Annotated in this window: 20 protein-coding genes; 4 read left to right on the top strand and 16 right to left on the bottom strand. The window is 41.6% G+C overall.

All coding sequences use genetic code 11. The annotated features are described in order from the left end of the window. Window positions 1–126 precede the first annotated feature (126 nt). Window positions 127–1,119 carry a glutathione S-transferase family protein gene (locus NEJAP_RS08680; protein ID WP_201350229.1) on the top strand — a complete coding sequence of 331 codons (993 nt, stop codon included), beginning with the start codon at window positions 127–129 and terminating at the stop codon, window positions 1,117–1,119. After that, window positions 1,116–1,976, top strand: coding sequence for a pirin family protein (locus NEJAP_RS08675; RefSeq protein WP_201350228.1), 861 nt, complete (start codon window positions 1,116–1,118; stop codon window positions 1,974–1,976). Before NEJAP_RS08680 ends, NEJAP_RS08675 begins: the two co-directional genes overlap by 4 nt. A 29-nt stretch (window positions 1,977–2,005) precedes the next feature. On the opposite strand, the gene NEJAP_RS08670 is transcribed toward NEJAP_RS08675, so the two are convergent. The 9 genes from NEJAP_RS08670 to dsbD form a co-directional block, all read right to left on the bottom strand. Further along, entirely contained in the window at window positions 2,006–2,404 is a 399-nt protein-coding gene (locus NEJAP_RS08670) for a GFA family protein (protein WP_236591119.1), read from the bottom strand. 14 nt (window positions 2,405–2,418) lie between these two features. Then, a complete protein-coding gene (gene msrA / locus NEJAP_RS08665) occupies window positions 2,419–3,012 on the bottom strand; it encodes a peptide-methionine (S)-S-oxide reductase MsrA (protein WP_236591118.1) in 594 nt (197 codons plus the stop codon). Window positions 3,013–3,152: 140 nt separating this feature from the next. Next, a complete protein-coding gene (locus NEJAP_RS08660; RefSeq protein ID WP_201350227.1) occupies window positions 3,153–3,536 on the bottom strand; it encodes a cupin domain-containing protein in 384 nt (127 codons plus the stop codon). 40 nt (window positions 3,537–3,576) lie between these two features. After that, complete coding sequence (locus NEJAP_RS08655; protein ID WP_201350226.1) at window positions 3,577–4,101, bottom strand: NADPH-dependent FMN reductase; 525 nt, start codon at window positions 4,099–4,101, stop codon at window positions 3,577–3,579. Window positions 4,102–4,232: 131 nt separating this feature from the next. Beyond that, window positions 4,233–5,369, bottom strand: a complete 1,137-nt coding sequence (locus NEJAP_RS08650; RefSeq protein WP_201350225.1) for a fatty acid desaturase — start codon at window positions 5,367–5,369, stop codon at window positions 4,233–4,235. 235 nt (window positions 5,370–5,604) lie between these two features. Continuing rightward, window positions 5,605–6,714, bottom strand: a complete 1,110-nt coding sequence (locus NEJAP_RS08645; protein ID WP_201350224.1) for a high-affinity branched-chain amino acid ABC transporter substrate-binding protein — start codon at window positions 6,712–6,714, stop codon at window positions 5,605–5,607. A 183-nt stretch (window positions 6,715–6,897) separates the two neighbouring features. After that, entirely contained in the window at window positions 6,898–7,398 is a 501-nt protein-coding gene (locus tag NEJAP_RS08640; protein WP_201350223.1) for a DUF1499 domain-containing protein, read from the bottom strand. Window positions 7,399–7,472: 74 nt separating this feature from the next. Beyond that, on the bottom strand, window positions 7,473–7,793 hold the full coding sequence (locus NEJAP_RS08635; protein ID WP_201350222.1) for a hypothetical protein: 321 nt from the start codon (window positions 7,791–7,793) through the stop codon (window positions 7,473–7,475). 34 nt (window positions 7,794–7,827) lie between these two features. Next, window positions 7,828–9,750, bottom strand: coding sequence for a protein-disulfide reductase DsbD (gene dsbD, locus NEJAP_RS08630; RefSeq protein ID WP_236591117.1), 1,923 nt, complete (start codon window positions 9,748–9,750; stop codon window positions 7,828–7,830). A gap of 293 nt (window positions 9,751–10,043) precedes the next feature. Here dsbD and NEJAP_RS08625 point away from each other — a divergent pair, with 293 nt between their 5' ends. After that, window positions 10,044–11,111 (top strand): 3-deoxy-7-phosphoheptulonate synthase, encoded by a 1,068-nt coding sequence (locus NEJAP_RS08625; RefSeq protein WP_201350221.1) that lies wholly within the window; start codon window positions 10,044–10,046, stop codon window positions 11,109–11,111. Window positions 11,112–11,177: 66 nt separating this feature from the next. On the opposite strand, the gene NEJAP_RS08620 is transcribed toward NEJAP_RS08625, so the two are convergent. Together NEJAP_RS08620 and NEJAP_RS08615 are read right to left on the bottom strand one after the other, a co-directional pair. Further along, the gene (locus tag NEJAP_RS08620) at window positions 11,178–11,789 is read right to left on the bottom strand and encodes a LysE family translocator (protein ID WP_201350220.1); all 612 of its coding nucleotides are present in this window, start codon (window positions 11,787–11,789) and stop codon (window positions 11,178–11,180) included. 17 nt (window positions 11,790–11,806) lie between these two features. Then, the gene (locus tag NEJAP_RS08615) at window positions 11,807–12,094 is read right to left on the bottom strand and encodes an antibiotic biosynthesis monooxygenase family protein (protein WP_201350219.1); all 288 of its coding nucleotides are present in this window, start codon (window positions 12,092–12,094) and stop codon (window positions 11,807–11,809) included. 189 nt (window positions 12,095–12,283) lie between these two features. Between NEJAP_RS08615 and NEJAP_RS08610 the strand changes: the two genes are divergently transcribed. Next, window positions 12,284–12,790: a disulfide bond formation protein B gene (locus tag NEJAP_RS08610; protein ID WP_201350218.1), complete on the top strand. Its 507-nt coding sequence runs from the start codon at window positions 12,284–12,286 to the stop codon at window positions 12,788–12,790. A gap of 58 nt (window positions 12,791–12,848) precedes the next feature. Here the strand turns inward: NEJAP_RS08610 and NEJAP_RS08605 are convergent, their stop codons facing one another. The 5 genes from NEJAP_RS08605 to NEJAP_RS08585 all read right to left on the bottom strand — a co-directional run bounded on the left by NEJAP_RS08605 (window position 12,849) and on the right by NEJAP_RS08585 (window position 19,829). Continuing rightward, window positions 12,849–13,802 carry a DUF3179 domain-containing protein gene (locus tag NEJAP_RS08605; RefSeq protein WP_236591116.1) on the bottom strand — a complete coding sequence of 318 codons (954 nt, stop codon included), beginning with the start codon at window positions 13,800–13,802 and terminating at the stop codon, window positions 12,849–12,851. Between the two features lie 87 nt (window positions 13,803–13,889). Next, window positions 13,890–14,345, bottom strand: a complete 456-nt coding sequence (locus NEJAP_RS08600; RefSeq protein ID WP_201350217.1) for a GNAT family N-acetyltransferase — start codon at window positions 14,343–14,345, stop codon at window positions 13,890–13,892. Window positions 14,346–14,360: 15 nt separating this feature from the next. Beyond that, window positions 14,361–15,050, bottom strand: coding sequence for a GNAT family N-acetyltransferase (locus NEJAP_RS08595; protein WP_236591115.1), 690 nt, complete (start codon window positions 15,048–15,050; stop codon window positions 14,361–14,363). 267 nt (window positions 15,051–15,317) lie between these two features. Beyond that, window positions 15,318–16,517, bottom strand: a complete 1,200-nt coding sequence (locus NEJAP_RS08590; protein WP_201350215.1) for a M48 family metallopeptidase — start codon at window positions 16,515–16,517, stop codon at window positions 15,318–15,320. A 129-nt stretch (window positions 16,518–16,646) separates the two neighbouring features. Further along, on the bottom strand, window positions 16,647–19,829 hold the full coding sequence (locus NEJAP_RS08585) for an efflux RND transporter permease subunit (protein WP_201350214.1): 3,183 nt from the start codon (window positions 19,827–19,829) through the stop codon (window positions 16,647–16,649). Window positions 19,830–19,831: the final 2 nt, after the last annotated feature.

Genomic DNA, 19,831 nt, shown 5'->3' with positions numbered 1-19,831 from the left:
CTATTTATAATCTTTTTAATGAATATAAAATCGACTCCATCCAATAAAACACTTTAAACATATCAAGTAGTAAGCATAAGCAGCTGAAGGCTTTTTTAGATCACATTGCACGCGAGGAGTTATCTGATGGGACTGTTAATTAATGGCCAATGGCACGATCAGTGGTATGACACTAAAACGAATGATGGCGAGTTTATTCGCCATGAGTCGCAGTTCCGACATTGGATTGCCAAGCCAAGCTCAGAAAAAAATACAAATAATTCAAATGCAGATATCCCTTTTATAGCACAAGCGGGACGGTATCACTTGTATGCTTCTTTGGCATGCCCTTGGGCCCACCGCACATTAATTATGCGAGCATTAAAAGGATTAGAGAATATTATTAGCGTTGATATTGTCCATCCATTAATGCAAGAGAACGGCTGGACTTTTGTAAATGACACAGCGACAACGACAGGAGACTCACAACACTCATCTGATTTCCTTTATCAGCTTTATACCCATGAGCAACCCAATTATAGCGGTCGAGTAACGGTACCTGTTCTCTGGGATAAGCAACAACAGCGCATCGTCAATAATGAATCATCTGAAATAATACGTATGCTCAACAATGCATTTGATGGCTTGGGCGCAACACAGGCGGACTACTACCCTTCTGCCCTTCGCCCTGAAATTGATCAGCTAAACAGCTGGATATATGAGACTGTTAACAACGGCGTTTATCGCGCAGGTTTTGCCACTAGCCAACAAGCTTATGATAAAGCAGCAACCCTGTTATTTTCAGCTCTTGATGATTTAGAGGAACGCCTTAGCACACAACGATATTTAGTAGGCGAGCAGCTAACAGAAGCAGACATTCGTCTATTCACAACGCTCATACGGTTTGACCCTGTCTATGTCAGCCATTTTAAATGCGACCGTAAGCGTATTGCCGACTACCCAGCACTCTCTGGCTACGTAAGAGACATTTATCAAATAAATGGCATTGCTGAAACCGTCTGCTTTGATCATATCAAACAGCACTATTTCACCAGCCACAAAATGATTAATCCAACCGGCATCATTCCTGTTGGACCAGCGTTTGACCTCAACGCACCCCACAGGAGAGATATCCTATGAGCACCTCTACACAACAAAGAACAATTACTCGCATCGTGGCGGCCGTTGATAGCCAAGATGGCGCAGGTGTAAAGCTTAAGCGCAGTATAGGTAAAAACCCAGCATCGCGTATTGATCCTTTTTTAATGCTTGATGCTTTTTCTTCAACTAATCCGGATGATTATATTGCCGGTTTCCCTCCTCACCCACACCGTGGCTTTGAAACCGTCACCTACATGTTAGATGGCCACATGATCCATAAAGATCACATGGGCAATGAAGGAGACCTGCGTGCAGGTGGTGTGCAATGGATGACGGCTGGCCGAGGCGTTATTCACGAAGAGCGCCCTCAAATGACACAAGGCTTAATTCGTGGCTTTCAATTATGGATTAACTTACCGGCTAGTGAGAAAATGAAACCAGCCGCTTACCAAAATATAGAACCCGAAGAAATACCAGTCATAACACTGGATAATGGCTGCACCATTAAAGTCATTGCGGGTGAATATCAGTTAGAAGATAAACTCGCCAGTGGGCCTATTGCTGCGGGCAGCACACAAGTTACCTACCTTGATATTCATATACCAAAAGGCGAGCACCTTAGCCTACCGGTTAGCGATAGCTTAAGTGCCTTCATTTATCTGTTTGAGGGGCAAGCAGAAATCAACAAACAAGCGCTAAGCAACGATAATACAGCCGTTTTAGGCTCAGGAGACAGCGTTACTATTCACGCACCTGATATGGGCGCAAGAATGTTGTTAATAGCTGGCAAGGCAATAGGTGAACCTATCGCACAATATGGCCCATTTGTCATGAACTCTATGAAGGAAGTGGATCAAGCGATTGAGGATTATCAAAACAATACACTAACAAATTAGCGGTTAAGCCAATAATGGCAAGCTCTCAACTAATCCGTTTGCCACTCGTCATAGGCTGGAACATCTTTATATTCCAGCCATGATTTATCATGCGATAACCAAATATGAGACTGCGGCTTAACACCAGGGCCATCATCTAATGTGGCAACACGAAGAATCACATGAGGTGCTGCTTCGCGCTCAGCCATAAGGTGAGATCCACACTGAGAACAAAAATGGCGTAGTTTCCCTTGAGATGACTCAAAAGAGGCTATCACCTCTTCCCCTTTAAGCCACCTAAAATGCTCTCTCATTACACCTGCCGTGGCTACAAATGCTGCGGCATGCGCTTTTTGACACGTAGCACAATGGCAATGACTTATAGGCATATCCAGCGAATCAACTTCGTATACTACCGCCTTACACAAACAGCTTCCTTGCATTGCCATGGTTTTACTCCTTATTAATGTGTGGCTTTATCACCCCAAATTGTTTTCAAACGCTTATCACGACCGCAATTCCAGCGGTACGCTTTATATCGCAGAGGATTATTTTTGTAGTAATCCTGATGATAGCTCTCTCGCCCTTGAATGGGATAGAAGGTGGATGCATCTAAAATGGGAGTCACTACAGTTTGCTCTGGAAACTGCGCTACCACTTCTTTTCTTGAAGCTTCGGCCAGTGCTCTTTCAGTGCTATTAGCGACAAAAACAGCACTCAAATAGCTAGGCCCTTTATCGCAAAACTGCCCACGCGAGTCAAATGGGTCAACATTAATCCAGTAATGCGCCAGCAACTCTTTATAAGTCACTTTCTTGGGATCGTAGGTAATTTCTACGGCCTCATAATGGCCTTTATGGTTACCGTTATAAGTTGGGTTTTTAAGTACACCGCCAGTAAAGCCAGAAACAACACCAGATACACCATCTAACTTTTCAAAATCTGACTCCATACACCAAAAGCAGCCGCCTGCTAAAACAGCTTTATCTGCATACGCATTTGCGCCATAAGAAAGCAGGCCCGTAACAACAGCAAGTAACATCAATTTATTCTTCATGTAACATCTCTCAGCAAAAAAACCTACAAAAACCGCAACACCTAACGGTATCGATATAGTGGTTCGGACAACAGTTTGCTTGAATTGTTACAACCCCAGCAACAAAAGTAATAACTATGAGTTAATAAACACTATTTCTTTTACACAGATTCAACTTCTTGAGTTTTAAAACCTGCAGGCATAACAATCTCCAGCATTTCAACATCTTCGCTATGCCCAACTTCTCGGTGTCGAATACCTGGTGGTTGATGCACAGAAGAGCCAGCAACAAGGCGCACTATCCCTTGCCCTTCGTATTCAAACTCAATCCACCCTTTAAGTATGTATACAAATTGAAAGTGAGTCTCATGGTAATGAGGCTGGCTAGAAAAATCAGTGCCGGCAGCAGCACGAATAACATGGGCAACCACCTGTCCCTTCGTTGCATGCTCAATGCCAAGATCTCGGTATTCAAAGAACGAACGCAGGCCACGCTCAAAAGTCGCATCAACAGCGTGAGACACTACAAAATCAGAATTTCTCATAATAACCTCCCGTAACCTTTGCGTTAAATAGCTTTCAATATCAGATCAATTTAGCCATCGCTGACTGCAACGAAAATTTTATTTCTTCATTATTAATACATGAATTTTCCATATCAAAGTTTTCATAGAAACTCGGCACTGAGTAACTCGCTTTTACTTCACCTGCAAAAAATGGAGCTGAATTCACCGCCTGAGCTAACACGCCCGCTCCCCCTCTTGCGCCTGGAGAGGTAGATAAAAGGACCATCGATTTATTTTGAAAAACCTTTGGATTAATACGAGAGCACCAATCAAACAAATTTTTATATGCAGCACTGTAAGAACCATTGTGCTCGGCAAAAGAGATGACCAATGCATCACAATCCGCTATTTTTTGTAAAAAATCCTGAGCTAAAGCTGGCTTGCCCAATTCACTTTCTTTATCTTCACTAAATAAAGGGAGTTCATAATCGTTCAAATCTAAAATATCAACACAGCTTGATTCAAGCAGGCTGCTCGCATAAGTGACCAATTTTTTATTAATAGATTTTTTACTACTACTGGCGGCAAAAGCTACTATTTTCATAATGTACTCATATTTATCTAAAGGGCAGAAATACTAGTGATTACATAAAGTGCAATACACGACCTAGATATCACTCATAAGATTAATCCCACTCATCTATCATTGATCGTATATTATATAAGTATAATGAGTTAACCAACCTCACATAATTTTTCAGCATAGGTGTCAGATTGGCTTATATGAGAAAACACATTATCAATGATTTCAATGCTACCCCATATCTCTGTATATGATGATTTTCCTGTCTCTGTAATTTGTTTATGAATGTGTATTTCCCGTTGCATCGCACTATCCGCCCATTGTTTACTGCCACAGAACCTATGATGCCAGTCATGTGACGGTACCGTACCTTGAAAAACAGCAATACGTATAGGTAACTCAATAAGTAAATTTCGCAATACCCATAAAAAACAATCGCAAGCATAAAGCCAAACACTGGAACCTGCCTCAGGAAATGGCGTTCCACAATAGCGACCATTTGTCAGTTGAATATGGCATTGTTTTGAAGAGAGAGTCGTTGAAATCCAGATATGCTCGCATATTAATTGAATTAATGCTGCTACCTGACAAAGCAACAATACAGGGACTATATAGATCCAAAATACTAACCAGCCTCCCGCATTCACAGCCACTAAGCATAAAATCAGAACCCATAAAATACTCATCATTTTTCTCATATTCGTACAGTGAAAAAAATTATCTAAAAATCTGCTTTTCAATGACTGGTAATGATAAAGCGGACTAATACACAATAATAAAAGATGAGACCACAGCTGAGCTTTACTCTTTCCTGGATCAAAACCTAAATCGATCACTTTCTGAGCATCACCATCTTGCAAAGAACCAAAATGTTTTCCGTGGTGTCTTAAATGATCAACCCTATAAAACTGACAACTCTGCACAAAAAACACCGTTGTCAAAAACTCTCCCAGCACAAAATCTAGTTTTCTATTTTTAAAAAAAACACCGTGAGACATCATATGAATATTTGTTGTCATCATATAACGTGAACCTGCCACAACAAATAATAATGAAATAAGCAAAAGTGCTACATTATTATTAGCAGTAAAGGCTGCGACGCCTAAACCACCGATAAATAAATACAAAAATGCCATAACCAAATGAGTATAGCTATTAGGAACAAATAAACGTTTTCTATTTATTATTTCTTTTCCCGAAAAAAGAACCCATAAGCATTGAAAGGGGTAGTTATAAAACTTATGTATATTGGTTGAAAAATCTCCACCTATATTTTTATACTCATCCATAATAATTCTCCAGAAACATTTATAAACTCTTATTATTTAATTAAAAGATTGAAATTATATACATTAATTAATATATAGTTCTATATAAAACACATTTAAATCTTGTGACAAATAGTAAAAACTTACGAAAAATAAAAAGAGATACCAATAATATTATTTTTAACGCCGCAAGTAAGCTACAAGCGGCGTTCATTAAACGCTTTTAAATACTAACTATACAATTATCAAGAGTCATTTATTTACTAATAAGCGTTCCTGTTCCATCTGCATGCCACTGATAAACACCAAAATCAAAACCATTAAGGTCACCTTTATCGTCCCAACTGACAGGACCAATGACAGTATCAATTATTTTTGATCGTAAGGCGGCAGCCACTTTCTGAGTATTTTTCATCCCAACACGACTCACAGCATCAGCAAATGCCTGAACAGCAGCATAGCTTGTCCAGATAAAAGGACCTTTAGGGTCAATGCCTTTGTTCTTTAGAGACTCAGCAATCGTGAGGTTCTTTTTAATCAAGTCATAACGTTCCGGCAAAGTAACCAGTAAGCCTTCAACTGCATCACCAGCAAGATAGGCTATATCTTTATTACCCAGACCTTCTGGTCCCATATAAACGGGGTTAAAACCAACATCCTTTGCTTGGCGCATAATAAGTGCTAACTCCGGGTGATAACCACCATAATAGACAAAATCAATATTGTGCCGTTTTAGCTTACCTATTAACGCAAAAAAATCTTTTTCGCCATGGTTTACACCATCTGTACTCACTACATTAATGCCATTAGTCAGTAACTGGGCTCGCACTATTGACGCAACACCTTTTCCGTACTGTAGCTTATCGTGAATAATAGCAACACGCTGGGGCTTAACTATCTTAGAGATATAATCAGCAGCAGTTTTCCCCTGCTCCGAGTCTAAGCCGATGGTGCGAAATACATTTTGATAACCACGTCGGGTGATACCTGGATTAGTAGAACCTGTTATGACTAATACATCTTCATCCTGATAAACATCTGTCGCTGGCTGGGTCGAGCTAGAGCAAAGATGACCAACAACATACTTAACCCCATCTTTAATAACACGATGTGCAACAGAAACCGCTTGCTTGGGCTCGCACGCATCATCGTACTCTATCACTTCAATCAAATGTCCATTTACACCACCTTCTTTATTCAGCATTTCGATTGCGGCATATGCACCCTGTAATTGCATCTGTCCATAGGGTGAAACCGGACCAGAGAACGGCCCAGCAATACCTATTTTAAGTACATTATTCGCCTGTGAAGACAGGCTCATTGCTGCAAGTAGTAAAGTTATAAAAAGATTTTTTATTAGCTTCATGATGGTTTCCTAAAGCGCCGTAAGCAGACGGATAGTATCCGCTTACATGCTTAAGTAGGATGCTTGTGGCTTCCCAGTTAAATGATTCAATCAACGCAAAGGATAATGTACTTTTAACGTGTAAAAAGCACTGATTTAACGCAATTTTCTTTGATTATTAAAGCCTGATAGCATCGCCAGTGTTCATTGTAAACGGCGCACAATAGCATCGCTTAGCTGCATGACTCTTTTTCGATTAACGCCAAAATCACTATAACCAGCCCGTGAAGCCGAGCGAAAATGTAGTAGATTATTTTTTGGATCAAAGCGCACTTCAAGATCGTCAATAAAGCCAAATAAAGAGGAGTGAAAGGTAGCGGCGAAGTACAATGCCTCCGAATGAAGCGCCTGATTTTCTTGAAGCTTACCCCCCGCATCGGTGATCGCTTCTTTGATTGTTAAAATAACATCCATTGAAGATAAATGTGAACGCAGACCTTGCACATTCAAATCAACTGGCTCTATAAAATGTGACGTATCTTCAGGGTATTCACTACACACACAATTTGGTTTTTGTATGCACACAGTCAACTTGGCATCAACCAGTCCGAGTGGGCTGCTTTGTTTGGAAAGGTAACTTAAAACAAAAAAATAGATAATAATTGCAGAGATAACGACAACGGCCAGCGTTAATAAAAGCTTCATCGTTTAGCACCCTTATCATTGACATATAATTGCTGATTTAAAGGATGCTGATGGCTTTCCACCAGCACACTGAGCTACTTTTCAAACTTATAATATTCACGGTTCAGATACGCAGCGACATCACTAACATCTTCTGGAAACCAGCCAACATCAAGGTTGGTATTGCACCCTTCAACTCTACTTTCAAGTTTTGCATAGGTAGTAGCTTTACGATCTTCACGCTGATAAATCTCAGCGCTATGACAGGTTTCACAGTTAGCTTCTGTATAATGCTCACCGCTGATAGTTCGTTCTATCTCTACTTCTTGATACAACTCCAGTCCGTTATCTGCATCACCCGCAAAGGCTGTCGTTGAACTCAATATTAGAGCAGTAATCAAAGCACTGACTTTCATATTTCCTCCCTGTGGCCCGTAGCCATTCTTATTTTTATGTTGCTGTTAGCCTTGTTAAATGACTAACGAAGTCAGATGGATCTATAACACCAATTAATGTCAGTTCCGAGCGTAACACACCCGATTGATTATAAAAAATGAGCGCCGGTGGGCCAATGACCTTATAGGCTTGATTGAGTGATTTGGAGTCGGCATCATTCGCTGTCACATCAACCTTAATACGTACAAAACTAGCCAGTGCTTGCTGTACTTTTGCATCGGCAAACGTGACATGCTCCAGCTCAATACAGGAAATACACCAATCAGCGTAAAAGTCCAACATGACAGGCTTACCGTTTTTTTTCGCTTGCTTTAAAAGCGGTTCTAGTTGGTTTATTGATGTCACCGTCACAAAACTTAATTTATTAGCTTGAGAATCAACTGAATAATTAGAAGCGAAGCCTTTTAGCGGATAAATTAGACTATTACTTCCTGAAAACACTCCTATCAGTAAAGCTGCCCCATAGAGTAGTAGCATGACTCCTACACCTTTCCATAGCTTTAGCCAGCCCTTAGCATCATGAGGGATGCCATCGATAGCACGCATGTATATGGCAGTAATAATAAGGATGACCGCTGTCAAGATCATGGTGACAGACGCTGGTACTACACGATCGAGCATCCACACAGCCATCAATAACAAAGCCACCCCAAACCCAGCTTTAATAGAGTCCATCCAACGCCCAGCTTTAGGTAATAACTTCCCTGCCGAGGCACCTATCAACAAAATAGGAACGCCCATCCCCATACTTAATGTAAACAAGGCAAGACCACCCATAACAGGGTCTCCAGTCTGGCCTATATAAATAAGCGCACCCGCTAAAGGAGCGGCCATGCATGGACCAACAATCAGCGCTGATAGCAGCCCCATAACGGCGACGCCGGTTACCGTTCCACCCTGCTGATGATGGCTAGTTTTATTCAATTTGCTTTGCCAAGCATTTGGTAACTGAAGCTCATAAAACCCAAACATAGACAATGAAAGCATGACAAATATCAGGCTGAAAAAAGCAATGATCCACGCGTTCTGAAAGGCCGCTTGTAAATTTTCACCAAACAAACCAGCAAGAACTCCAGCAACAGTATAAGTAGCAGATACTGCCAGAACATATACCATCGACAAAAACATCGCTCTTTGTGTCGTTATTCTATGGCCATGCCCTGCAATAATGCTGGAAATAATAGGAATCATGGGAAAAACACATGGCGTTAGCGATAGTGCTAAACCCGCCAGAAAAAAAGCGCCTAGTGTGAGTAACACATTATCGCCCGATATAAGGCTAGCAAATTGATCCTGCTCACTCAGAAACCCAGCCTGACTACTATTAAGTGCGACTTGAGAAGCACCGTTACTAGCTTGCTCCAAGGAACGGCTATTATCAGGCACTGTTTTAGAAGAAGCATCAGCGGGTATAGCCACTATTTTAAAAATATCGGCCGGAATATCAGTAAGCACTAAGTCTGTTGTCACTGGTGGATAACAGATACCTCCTTCCCAACACCCCTGATAGGTGATTTTCAAGCTCCCATCAGCTGGAGCTCCTGTTAGGCTGCGAACTTGTAAGGTGACATCTGCACTATTATGAAACACCTCAACAGTACCAAACAAAGGGTCATTTTTTGTATCTGTAGCACCGTTAATATGACTGACAATTTCTAGTGTTTTAGAGGAAGTAACCTGTATACGGTCACGATATAAATAATACTCATCGGGGATATCCCAACGTAAAAAAACTTGTCCGTTATCACCTATTTCAGGCGCAAAGATATATGCTTTTTCAACGGGTAAAGGACCATCTGCTGACTGCCCTGCTGAACTTTTCTTATCGAAAAAACCGGCATTGGCAAATGAAACGCTCATCGCCAGAACACAAATAATTGTGATGGTTTTAATTGCTATTTTAATTGCACTCGGCACCCTGAGGCACTCCTGAATTGTCGTTTAATAAGCTATGGACTACAGGTGATCTGTTGAGTTCGCTTTAAGAGGATGATTTAGAAACTAAATTATTCCAAGCCAAAAAACATACGACAACATTTAATTAACATTGTAACACTACTCTTTGGTCATATCCTTTTAGGTTTTGAGACAAGTAGCCTGTAAAAACCCTTATATAAGTCATGACTTTATGGTAAAAAGATGCGTACTTATGATTATGCTGTATGGCCAAGATATCGGCTTGTACTGAACTGCTTCAGGAAAAATGTACCATGACTGATAACCGTGTAGAAAACCTTAATGTCGAATCCCATTCGGTCCTGATCACGCCCGAAGATCTTAAAAACAAATTACCGATCAGTGAAGCGGCAGCCGCGGCTGTAATGAATGGCCGTAAAGTCATCCGCGATATTTTAGACGGAACAGACAAACGCCTTTTCGTTGTGATCGGCCCGTGCTCTATTCATGATGTTGATGCTGCCATTGAATACGGCAAACGACTTAAAGAGTTAGCCGAACAAGTCAAAGATTCTATATATATCGTCATGCGTGTTTATTTTGAAAAACCACGTACAACAGTTGGCTGGAAAGGCTTAATCAATGACCCGCACCTAAATGACTCTTTCGATATCGAAGAAGGGCTGCATATTGCGCGTAAGTTAATGCTAGATCTATCAGAAATGGGACTTCCGCTCGCTACCGAAGCGCTAGATCCAATCTCTCCACAGTATATGCAAGATTTGATTTCGTGGTCTGCTATTGGCGCTCGTACAACTGAGTCTCAAACGCACCGTGAAATGTCTTCAGGTCTTTCGTGTGCTGTAGGCTTCAAAAATGGTACTGATGGCGGTCTAACTGTTGCGACCAACGCACTAAACTCTGTCCAACATCCTCATAATTTTTTAGGTATTAACCCTGACGGCCAGGTATCAATTATTCGTACTAAAGGTAACCAATACGGTCATATTGTTCTTCGTGGCGGTGACGGTAAGCCTAACTATGATTCAGTTAATGTTGCTATTTGTGAACAGGCACTAGAGAAATCAGGCCTTAAGAAAAATATTATGATTGATTGCAGTCATGCTAATTCAAGTAAAGATGCTGCATTGCAACCATTGGTTGCTGAAAATGCGGCCAATCAGATTCTTGAAGGTAATAAATCAATTGTAGGCCTGATGATTGAATCCAACCTTGAATGGGGCAACCAATCTATTCCTGAAAACCTGGACGATCTGAAATACGGTGTATCTGTCACTGATGCTTGTATCGACTGGCCAGCAACTGAAAAATGCTTACTAGATATGAATAAAAAGCTCAAAGATGTACTAGCAAAACGATAGCACTTACTCGCACCTAAAGTGCTCTGTTTACCTAACAGAGCACTTTTTAGTTTATACGCTCATCAATTAACGCGACAATGGCAGCGCAACACCTATTGCTACAAACATCCCACCACAACATTGATTAAAACGTCTTCCCGACTTTACTAACCACGGCTTCACTCGATATGAAATCCGTGCCAGTAAATATTCAACCATAAACTCTATCACTGAAAAAGTTAGCGCCATCACTATAAACTGCTCTATTAAGCTACGAGCAGGATCAATAAACTGTGGTAAAAAAGCGCCGAAAAACAGTAAAACTTTAGGGTTAGAAACAGCCGACAAAGCACCTTCCTGAAACAGTTTCCAACCACTTTTATCTGCCGATGCAGAAGCGACAGATAAGTGCAGTGCTGGCGAGCGCCATAGCTGAATACCCAGCCAAATAAGATAAGCACCACCGCACCATTTTAAAACCACCAGTGCATTTGACGATGCTTGCAGTAATGCCCCAATACCAAACATTGAAAGCGCGATGAGCACAATAAACCCCAATGTACCTCCACTGATCGTATATAAAACTTTCTTATGTCCATACATAGCACCATGTGTTAGCGCCAATAATCCATTCGGCCCTGGCGAAAGAGACAAACCGATGACCGCTAATAAGTAAACCAGCCATATATGAAGTTCCATTACCAAACTTTCCTTTTTTAAAACGAATATTCACGTGAAATATGTGCGACTTGCACAGTATATGACTCATACCAACGCTCACGGCCCAACTGCTGTGCTACTTTATGCTCGGCATGTGATTTCCAAGCGCGAATACTTTCCTCATTTGGCCAGTAGGATAGCGCGATCTCATTGGCACCTTCTGTTACTGCTGTAAATTCTATACAACCAAATTGCTCTATTGCAATCTCTCGCATTTTATTTGCAACGGAAAAATACTCGCTATCTAACGCTCGTGTTTTTGCACGAAATATGACTACATACACAATCAAAATACTCCGATGTAATTATCGAACCCAACTGCTAATAGGCCATTCCAGCATCTAACACATATAAAACTTTGAGTTATTAACTATATAGGCCTCAACTTTCACCTATTCTGTCGTATCTGTTAAACTTTTTTTATATTAAGTCGTCTTATTATTACCTCTGCTTCCTAGAAGGATCTAATTTTCATGCTCTCTGTTTTTCGATGTATTAACCGTTCAGCCCTATTCTGGCTAGCAATGATTGTTCTTTGTATTAGCATGGAGTCTATCGCTCTTTATTACCAATACGTACTGGATTATGGCCCCTGCGTACTTTGTGTACATATTCGTGCGTGGGTGTTCGCGTTATTAATTATCTCTATTCTTGGTTTTATACTACGTAAAACACGCTTGGGACTCATTATATCCAACCTAGTCGCGCTTGCATTTTCTATAGGTATGCTAGAGCGAGCTTATACAACACTAGGAATTGAACGAGGCTTTGTTGATGGGAGCTGCACGCTAAGCTCGGGCTTTCCTTCGTGGCTAGCGCTAGACAAGTGGATACCTTATGCATTTGAGCCTTGGGAAGCCTGTGGCTACACTCCTGAGCTACTATTTGGCATCACTATGGCCGAAGGCTTAATTGTTCTATCCGCTGGACTAGTGATTGTGATGTTAATAATGATACTAACGAGTCTATCAAAACGCTAATTACCACTTTCACATCCCCCTTCCATCAACCACGCTGCGAAAGGGGGTGTCGCTAATTTTATGGCAAAACGAATACTTCGGTATCAGGGTGGAAGGTATACCAAGCAAACCAAAATGCATTCACAGCAGGCTGAGGCACACCTCCCGCTTGCAAACGAATTTCTCCTGTACGTGAAAACGCATCAAACTGAACCTCCAAATCAACACCATTAAATTTATCTGCAATACGATTACCACCATGTTTTGCCAGTTCAGCAAAAGGATACGCTTTAAATTTCCCAGCTACTTCCACTCCTAATACGCGTTCTTTGGGGTGATAAGCGCGGCTTAAGAAGTCAATTGGGAAATAGATGATAGGGGTATCATCATACTGAGCATATGGGCTTCTCGAATAGTCACGAACATGACCAGTATCACGACTCAAAACGTGTCCACTCTTATAACGATTTTGCCAAGCTGCCCACGTCATTTGGTGCAATGCAAGCATCTCCAACTTACTTCCTCGCATCGGCCCACTTACGGATTCGCTCATTAACTGCGACCACAAAGATTGTGTTTGTCGGTCATACAGCAGTACATCGCTGTTATATAAAAGGCCAGACACACCAAACTCTAACACGTTTGCATCAACCCTCGCAGAAAACGCCATACCAGTTCCGCACAGAGGGCAGTAACTAACCACCACAGGCAAGCCAGAGATATTATCATTCACAATCTCATGCCAATTTAAAATCGCAATGGGGTAAGCTCGTGTCACCCCATTGATACTCAGACTCAGCACTTGGTCATCTCCCTTTAACCAACTGACCTGATCAACAGGAATAAACCGGGGTGAGTCAATTGAAGGGATACCGTCTTTAACAGGGCCGCCGGGTAGTATCTTTTCTGCTGGAATAGATGCGTTAGTTAAATCAAAACCATTATTTGCTAGTGCGAACGCTGAGAAAAAACTGACACACCCCACCATTAGGCACATGGAAAAAATAAAAGATACAAGGCGAATACGCATCATACTGTAGCTCCACGATGTTATTAGCCTTTTGAGTATCAGATAAAATAATAATTCAGTTTTCAAGAAATAGAGTTACTAAAAAAATCATCAATCACATAGTAGCTGATACGTTTTCCAATGTGTTTTACTTGCTAACTTGTCATAAACCGCACGTGCCCGATAATTATTCTCAGCGGTAATCCATCTAACATGCGGCCAGCTATGCTCTTTGGCTGAAGTAGTAAGCGCACTAAAAAGCTGCTCAACAACACCTTCTCCACGTACACTAGAATCAACATATAAATCATCAAGGAAGCCTACCGATGTACCACGCAAAGGCGATGGCATTTCTCGAAAATGCATCAACCCCAAAGCACGCCCCTGATCATCTTTTGCTACCAATGCGAAGAATTGGTTATTTTCATCAAAAACCCACGACCACACTGTATTTAAGATAGCTTGGTTCATCGGTACTTCATAAAAATGAGCATAGTTTTTGTATAGCGCCTCCCATTGCTCTCTATCCTCAACATTTAACGGCGCAACGGTTACTGAACTTTGCATATCATTTTTCCTTTTTTAGCAGTCTTGTAAAGAGCGCTTTTGATGCCCTTGCTCATCAAAATTCGAAGTATCTAACCAATGTTCAAAAGCGAGCTTTAACGCAGGCCATTCTTTATCCAAAATAGAAAACCAAGCAGTATCGCGGTTACGCCCTTTATAGATAGTCGCTTGACGAAAGATTCCTTCAAACTTAAAGCCTAAACGAAGCGCTGCTTTTTTTGACCCTTGATTACATGAGTCACATTTCCATTCATAACGCCTATAACCCAACTCATCAAATATATGCTTCATCATTAAATACATTACTTCAGTTGCCATCACGGTTTTTTGAAGCTTCGGTGAAAAATGTATATGTCCTACTTCGATAACACCATTCAAAGGAGCAATACGTAAATAACTAGCCAAACCAATGGCACAAGAGGATGAGTTATCAATAACAGTGAAGAAAAGAGGATCATTACCTTCACAGCTAACATCTAACCATACTTTGAAATCAGTAAATTTATTAAAAGGTCCGTATGGCAAATATGTCCAATTAGCTTCTTGCATATCTTCAATAAAAGCCTCATACAGTTGCTCTGCATGTAAAACTGGGTCCAACGGTTCAAGCCGACAATACTTACCTTTAATAACCATACGTTCAGGCAAAGCACACGACTGCCATTGGTCGAGTTCATCGCCTAATGGCTGGCCTAATTCATTCATTCGTATTTCCATATCTGATCTACCGTTTTGCGCATACACATAAGTAGTAAGCTCACCGTAAATGCTAGCTACACAAAAGATAGCCAACTCTACGCACGATGAGTTCGATTCAGACATAGGTTAGGAGGATTATTGGATCAGGAACAGACCCAATAATTAACTATACAACAGTACCACTTTTAAGAAGTGCACCCTCATTAGAAGAATAACGATGCACTTTGATAAGTAAGTAAATAGCGCTCTCATTCAGAGCGTTGTTATTTGTTATTAGTCCAACTCTGGGTTCTCATTTAATAACTGTTCAATAAAGAAAGCAGGTACTTCAAGTCGATGAGCAATCTCACGCAATACAACAATCTCAGCATGATGCGCTTTGTTTTCAGCCTTTGCCATGACACATAAATCTCTCAATACCTGCATACGTTTTGGCAAAGCATTGTATTTAACCACTTGGTCAACACGTTTAGGCAACTCTTCACGTAATTTTTCAAGATTGAAATTTTCTTTGTATTTATACTGCCCAAAGAATTGCTCAAAAATTACTATCTCCTCTTTTGAAATATCTCCATTGGCATTGGCAACCAATAAACATCCAGCAAAGAGTAAGTGCCGCATTGCCAATGAAGCATCCGTTTTAGACTCCAAATAGCTAGGTTCCATTAAAGCCATAATACCTTCAACGCCTAGCTCTAACGTCTCAACATTAACGCCCATGGGAATCATGTGTTGCGAGTGATGGAATAACTGCAAGGCTTTCACTCGAAGTGGGCTAAACGGGTGCGTCATAAACCAATCTTCCATTGGAGCACCAACCCCAGGAGCGCCATCCTCTAACTTCATATCATCCATCTGTTTAAGAAAGTCACCCAAATTAAAACGCACCACTGAGCTTGTCACCCCCGAAGACAGCTTAAATAAAGACCGAGCAACGGCGTGTAAGTTTTGAGTACAAAAAGCACCGGCGCGATCAGCTGAAATTTCAGCAAAACGCGACCAACTTGTAAGCTTTAATGCCAAATCGGGTGATATAGGCGCTCCACCTTTTAGCAAATGACCGACAGGGATATCATGATGGCCATAGATGAAATGCCCAAGCTCGTGCCCCATCACAAAGCGCAACTCTTCTTCGTCAAAGCTATCTAAAAGACTTGAAGAAAACATAATAAACAAGCGCCCTTCCTCAGGCTTTACACAGGCGGCATTAAAGTGAGGACTTGAATAAGCATAAAGTTCAACCGGTAAATCCACGCCTAGTTTAGCAATACAGTCCTTAGCTATACGTGTAAGACTGGGTGCCATAGCAGGGCTTAACCTAACCGATGTGGAAAGCAGCCGCCGCCTTACTCCATTAACTCCTTGAGCCTCTGCCTGAGCAATTTTTTTATTAATGGCGATAACTTCTGGCGCTTGCATTAAATGTGCAGCTAATGCCAAATCATGTTGTGAGCGAATCGTGTCTGCATTCATTATGATTATTCTTTTTTAGTGTGAGAACGAGTGCAACATTTTGATAAATGCTGCACTTTAATTATCTTCTATACTAAAGTAATCAAGATGAACGTAAAGCAGATGCTTGATAAAGAAGTAGTTTCTCGCTTATCGGCGGCGCAGCAAGCTGTAATATAGCAGCGGAATAACTACCAAGGTCAACAAGGTAGATACCAACAAACCAAAAATCAAACTAACTGCCAAGCCATTAAAGATAGGATCATCCAATATAAAGAATGCGCCCATCATAGCGGCCACAGCCGTTAATATGATGGGCTTAGCTCTAACGCTAGCGGCACTAACAACCGCTTCTTCTAGCGCCACTCCTCGCGCTATTAAATGATTAATAAAATCCACCAGCAGTATTGAGTTACGTACAATAATACCTGCCAATGCAATCATTCCAATCATTGATGTTGCCGTAAACTGCGAATTTAACAATGCATGTCCTGGCATAATACCTATCATGGTGAGTGGAATGGGTGCCATAATTACGAGCGGAACCATATATGAGCCAAACTGCGCCACGACTAACAAATAAATAAGAATCAAACCGACAGAATACGCTGCGCCCATATCACGGAATGTTTCATAAGTGATTTGCCACTCACCATCCCATTTTACCGAATAGTCGTATTGATGCTCAGGTTGGCTAATGAATGTTTGCTCCATTTTCTTAATCTTCCCCACCATATCAAACATGCCATACAGAGGGCTATCCTGCTGACCTGCCATATCACCCGTAATATACACAACAGGCAGCAAATCTTTATGATAGATATTTTTTTCCCATACTCTGTTCAAAACTGTCACGACTTCCGATAGAGGTATTAGTTTTCCTGAACGGCTCCTCAACTTAATATCCAATAAAGCATTGGCATCAGCCTTACCTGCAATAGGCAGTTCTAGCCGAACGGGTATAGGATATTTCGCATGCCCCGTATGAAGATAGGTAACATCCTCGCCACCCAACGCTGCGGCAATACTTGATACAACATCCGCTTGGCTAATACCTAATCGTGCAGCTTTACTACGGTCTATCTCAAATACAACTCTATCAGCGTTTGCTTCAATGCTCGTATCTATATCAACCAATCCACTGGTTTTCTTAAATAAGCTCTCAAGCTCGCGTGCCTTGGCAACTTGCCCTTTATAGTCAGGCCCATAAACTTCAGCTACGAGGGGTGCCATCACAGGCGGACCCGGCGGTACTTCAATCACTTTAACCGAGGCAGAAAACTGCTCAGCAATTCTTATTAATTGCGGACGCACAGAAAGTGCTATCTCATGACTCGAACGATCACGCTGCTTTTTATCAGCGAGATTAACTTGAAGGTCACCTTGGTTAGCCGCTTGGCGTAAATAGTATTGTCGAACTAGCCCATTGAATCCAATCGGTGAAGCGGTACCAGCATAGGCTTGAACATTCTCTACTTCATCAACATTAAGCAGTGAGCTAGTCAGCTCAAACAGCACCCTGTTGGTCTGCTCAAGTGTTGTACCTTCAGGCATATCAACAACCACCTGAAATTCACTTTTATTATCAAAGGGAAGCATTTTCAGAATAACTAGCTGCATAACACCTAAACCAATAGCGCCTGCGATTAGAGCGATCAATGAAAAGCCGAGTAAATAGCGGTTTAATCGTTTGCCCGCACCTAAAAACGGCATCATTAATCGTTTAAAAACATCATACAAACGTGATTCAGCCACATCAGCCTTATCACTAGTATTAACTGAAGTATGGTTTTGCTGTGGACTGACATTATGCTTAAGCAGTTTGTGACAAAGCCAAGGAGTAAACGTAAACGCTATAATCAAAGACAACAACATCCCCATTGATGCATTAATAGGTATAGGGCTCATATAAGGCCCCATTAAGCCGCTGACGAACGCCATTGGTAATAATGCTGCAATCACAGTAAATGTCGCCAGAATCGTCGGCCCGCCAACCTCATCTACAGCGATAGGAATCGCTTCAAGCAGCGTTTTATTATCTAACGCCATGTGGCGGTGAATGTTTTCAACAACAACAATGGCATCGTCGACCAGGATCCCTATAGAGAAGATCAGTGCAAATAACGAAACCCTGTTTAAGGTAAAGCCCCACGCCCATGACGCAAAAAGTGTCACCATTAAAGTCAGTACAACAGCGGCCCCGACAACAATGGCCTCACGTCGCCCCAGCGCTAAAAAAACCAGAGCAATCACTGACAAAGTAGCAAATATAAGCTTTTGAATTAATTTATTGGCTTTATCATTAGCCGTTTTTCCGTAGTTCCGGGTTATCGTAACCTCAACACCTTGCGGTATTACGTGACCCTTTAGATGCTCTACTCTTTCCAAAACATGATTGGCAATATCTACCGCATTCTCACCTGGTTTTTTGCTAACGGTTAACGTGACAGCTGGTTGACTTACCTTAGTGCCCTTTTCTGCAAACCACACGTACTGCTTATTTTCAGCTGCAAATTGTTTGATCGCAGCAATATCCTGCAAATAGACAGGCCTACCATCGACCATGCCGACAACCAGTTCAATTAGATCATCACGTGTCGAAAAAAAAGTGCCTGCAGTGACCGGTGTATATTTGTTATCACCCACAAAAGCACCTGCTTTTACAGCAATATTACTCAGTATTAGTGCTTCTTTAAGCTCAGTAATAGAAATATTACGTGCTGCCATTTTCTGGGGATCCAAGAGAACACGTACAGTCTGCTCTGGGCCGCCAATGGTCTCGATATCTCGCGTGCCAGGTACACGTTTAAGCTCAGCCTCTAAGGCATGAGCGACTTGCCTAAGTTCATAAGCACCGCGAGACATGTCACTGCTATGTAGGGTTAACGCAACAATAGGAACATCATCAATCCCCTTAGGTTTAACAATAATCGGGCCTACACCCAAATTTGCCGGCCGCCAATCCATATTTGAATAAACAGCATTGTATAGCCGCACTAGTGCCTCTGTTCGCTCAACTCCTACCTTATATTGTACGGTGAGAACCGCCATCCCAGGGCTTGATACAGAATACACATGCTCCATATCTTTAATTTCACCCAACACCTGCTCTAACGGTGTACTAACAAGCGCTTCTACATCAGTAACAGAAGCCCCAGGAAAGGGAACCATGACATTGGCCATGGTAACGTTAATTTGCGGCTCTTCTTCACGTGGCGTCACTAATGCAGCAAAGACCCCCATGAGTAAACCAACTAATGCAAGTAAGGGCGTAAGCTGAGAGCGCATAAACCGATTAGCTATAGCGCCAGAAAACCCTAAAGGCTTATCCATTT

Source organism: Neptunomonas japonica JAMM 1380 (genome assembly GCF_016592555.1).
Classification (GTDB): domain Bacteria; phylum Pseudomonadota; class Gammaproteobacteria; order Pseudomonadales; family Balneatricaceae; genus Neptunomonas; species Neptunomonas japonica_A.
The sequence above is the reverse complement of the archived record's forward strand: the minus strand, read 5'-3'. Positions and strand labels throughout refer to the sequence as shown.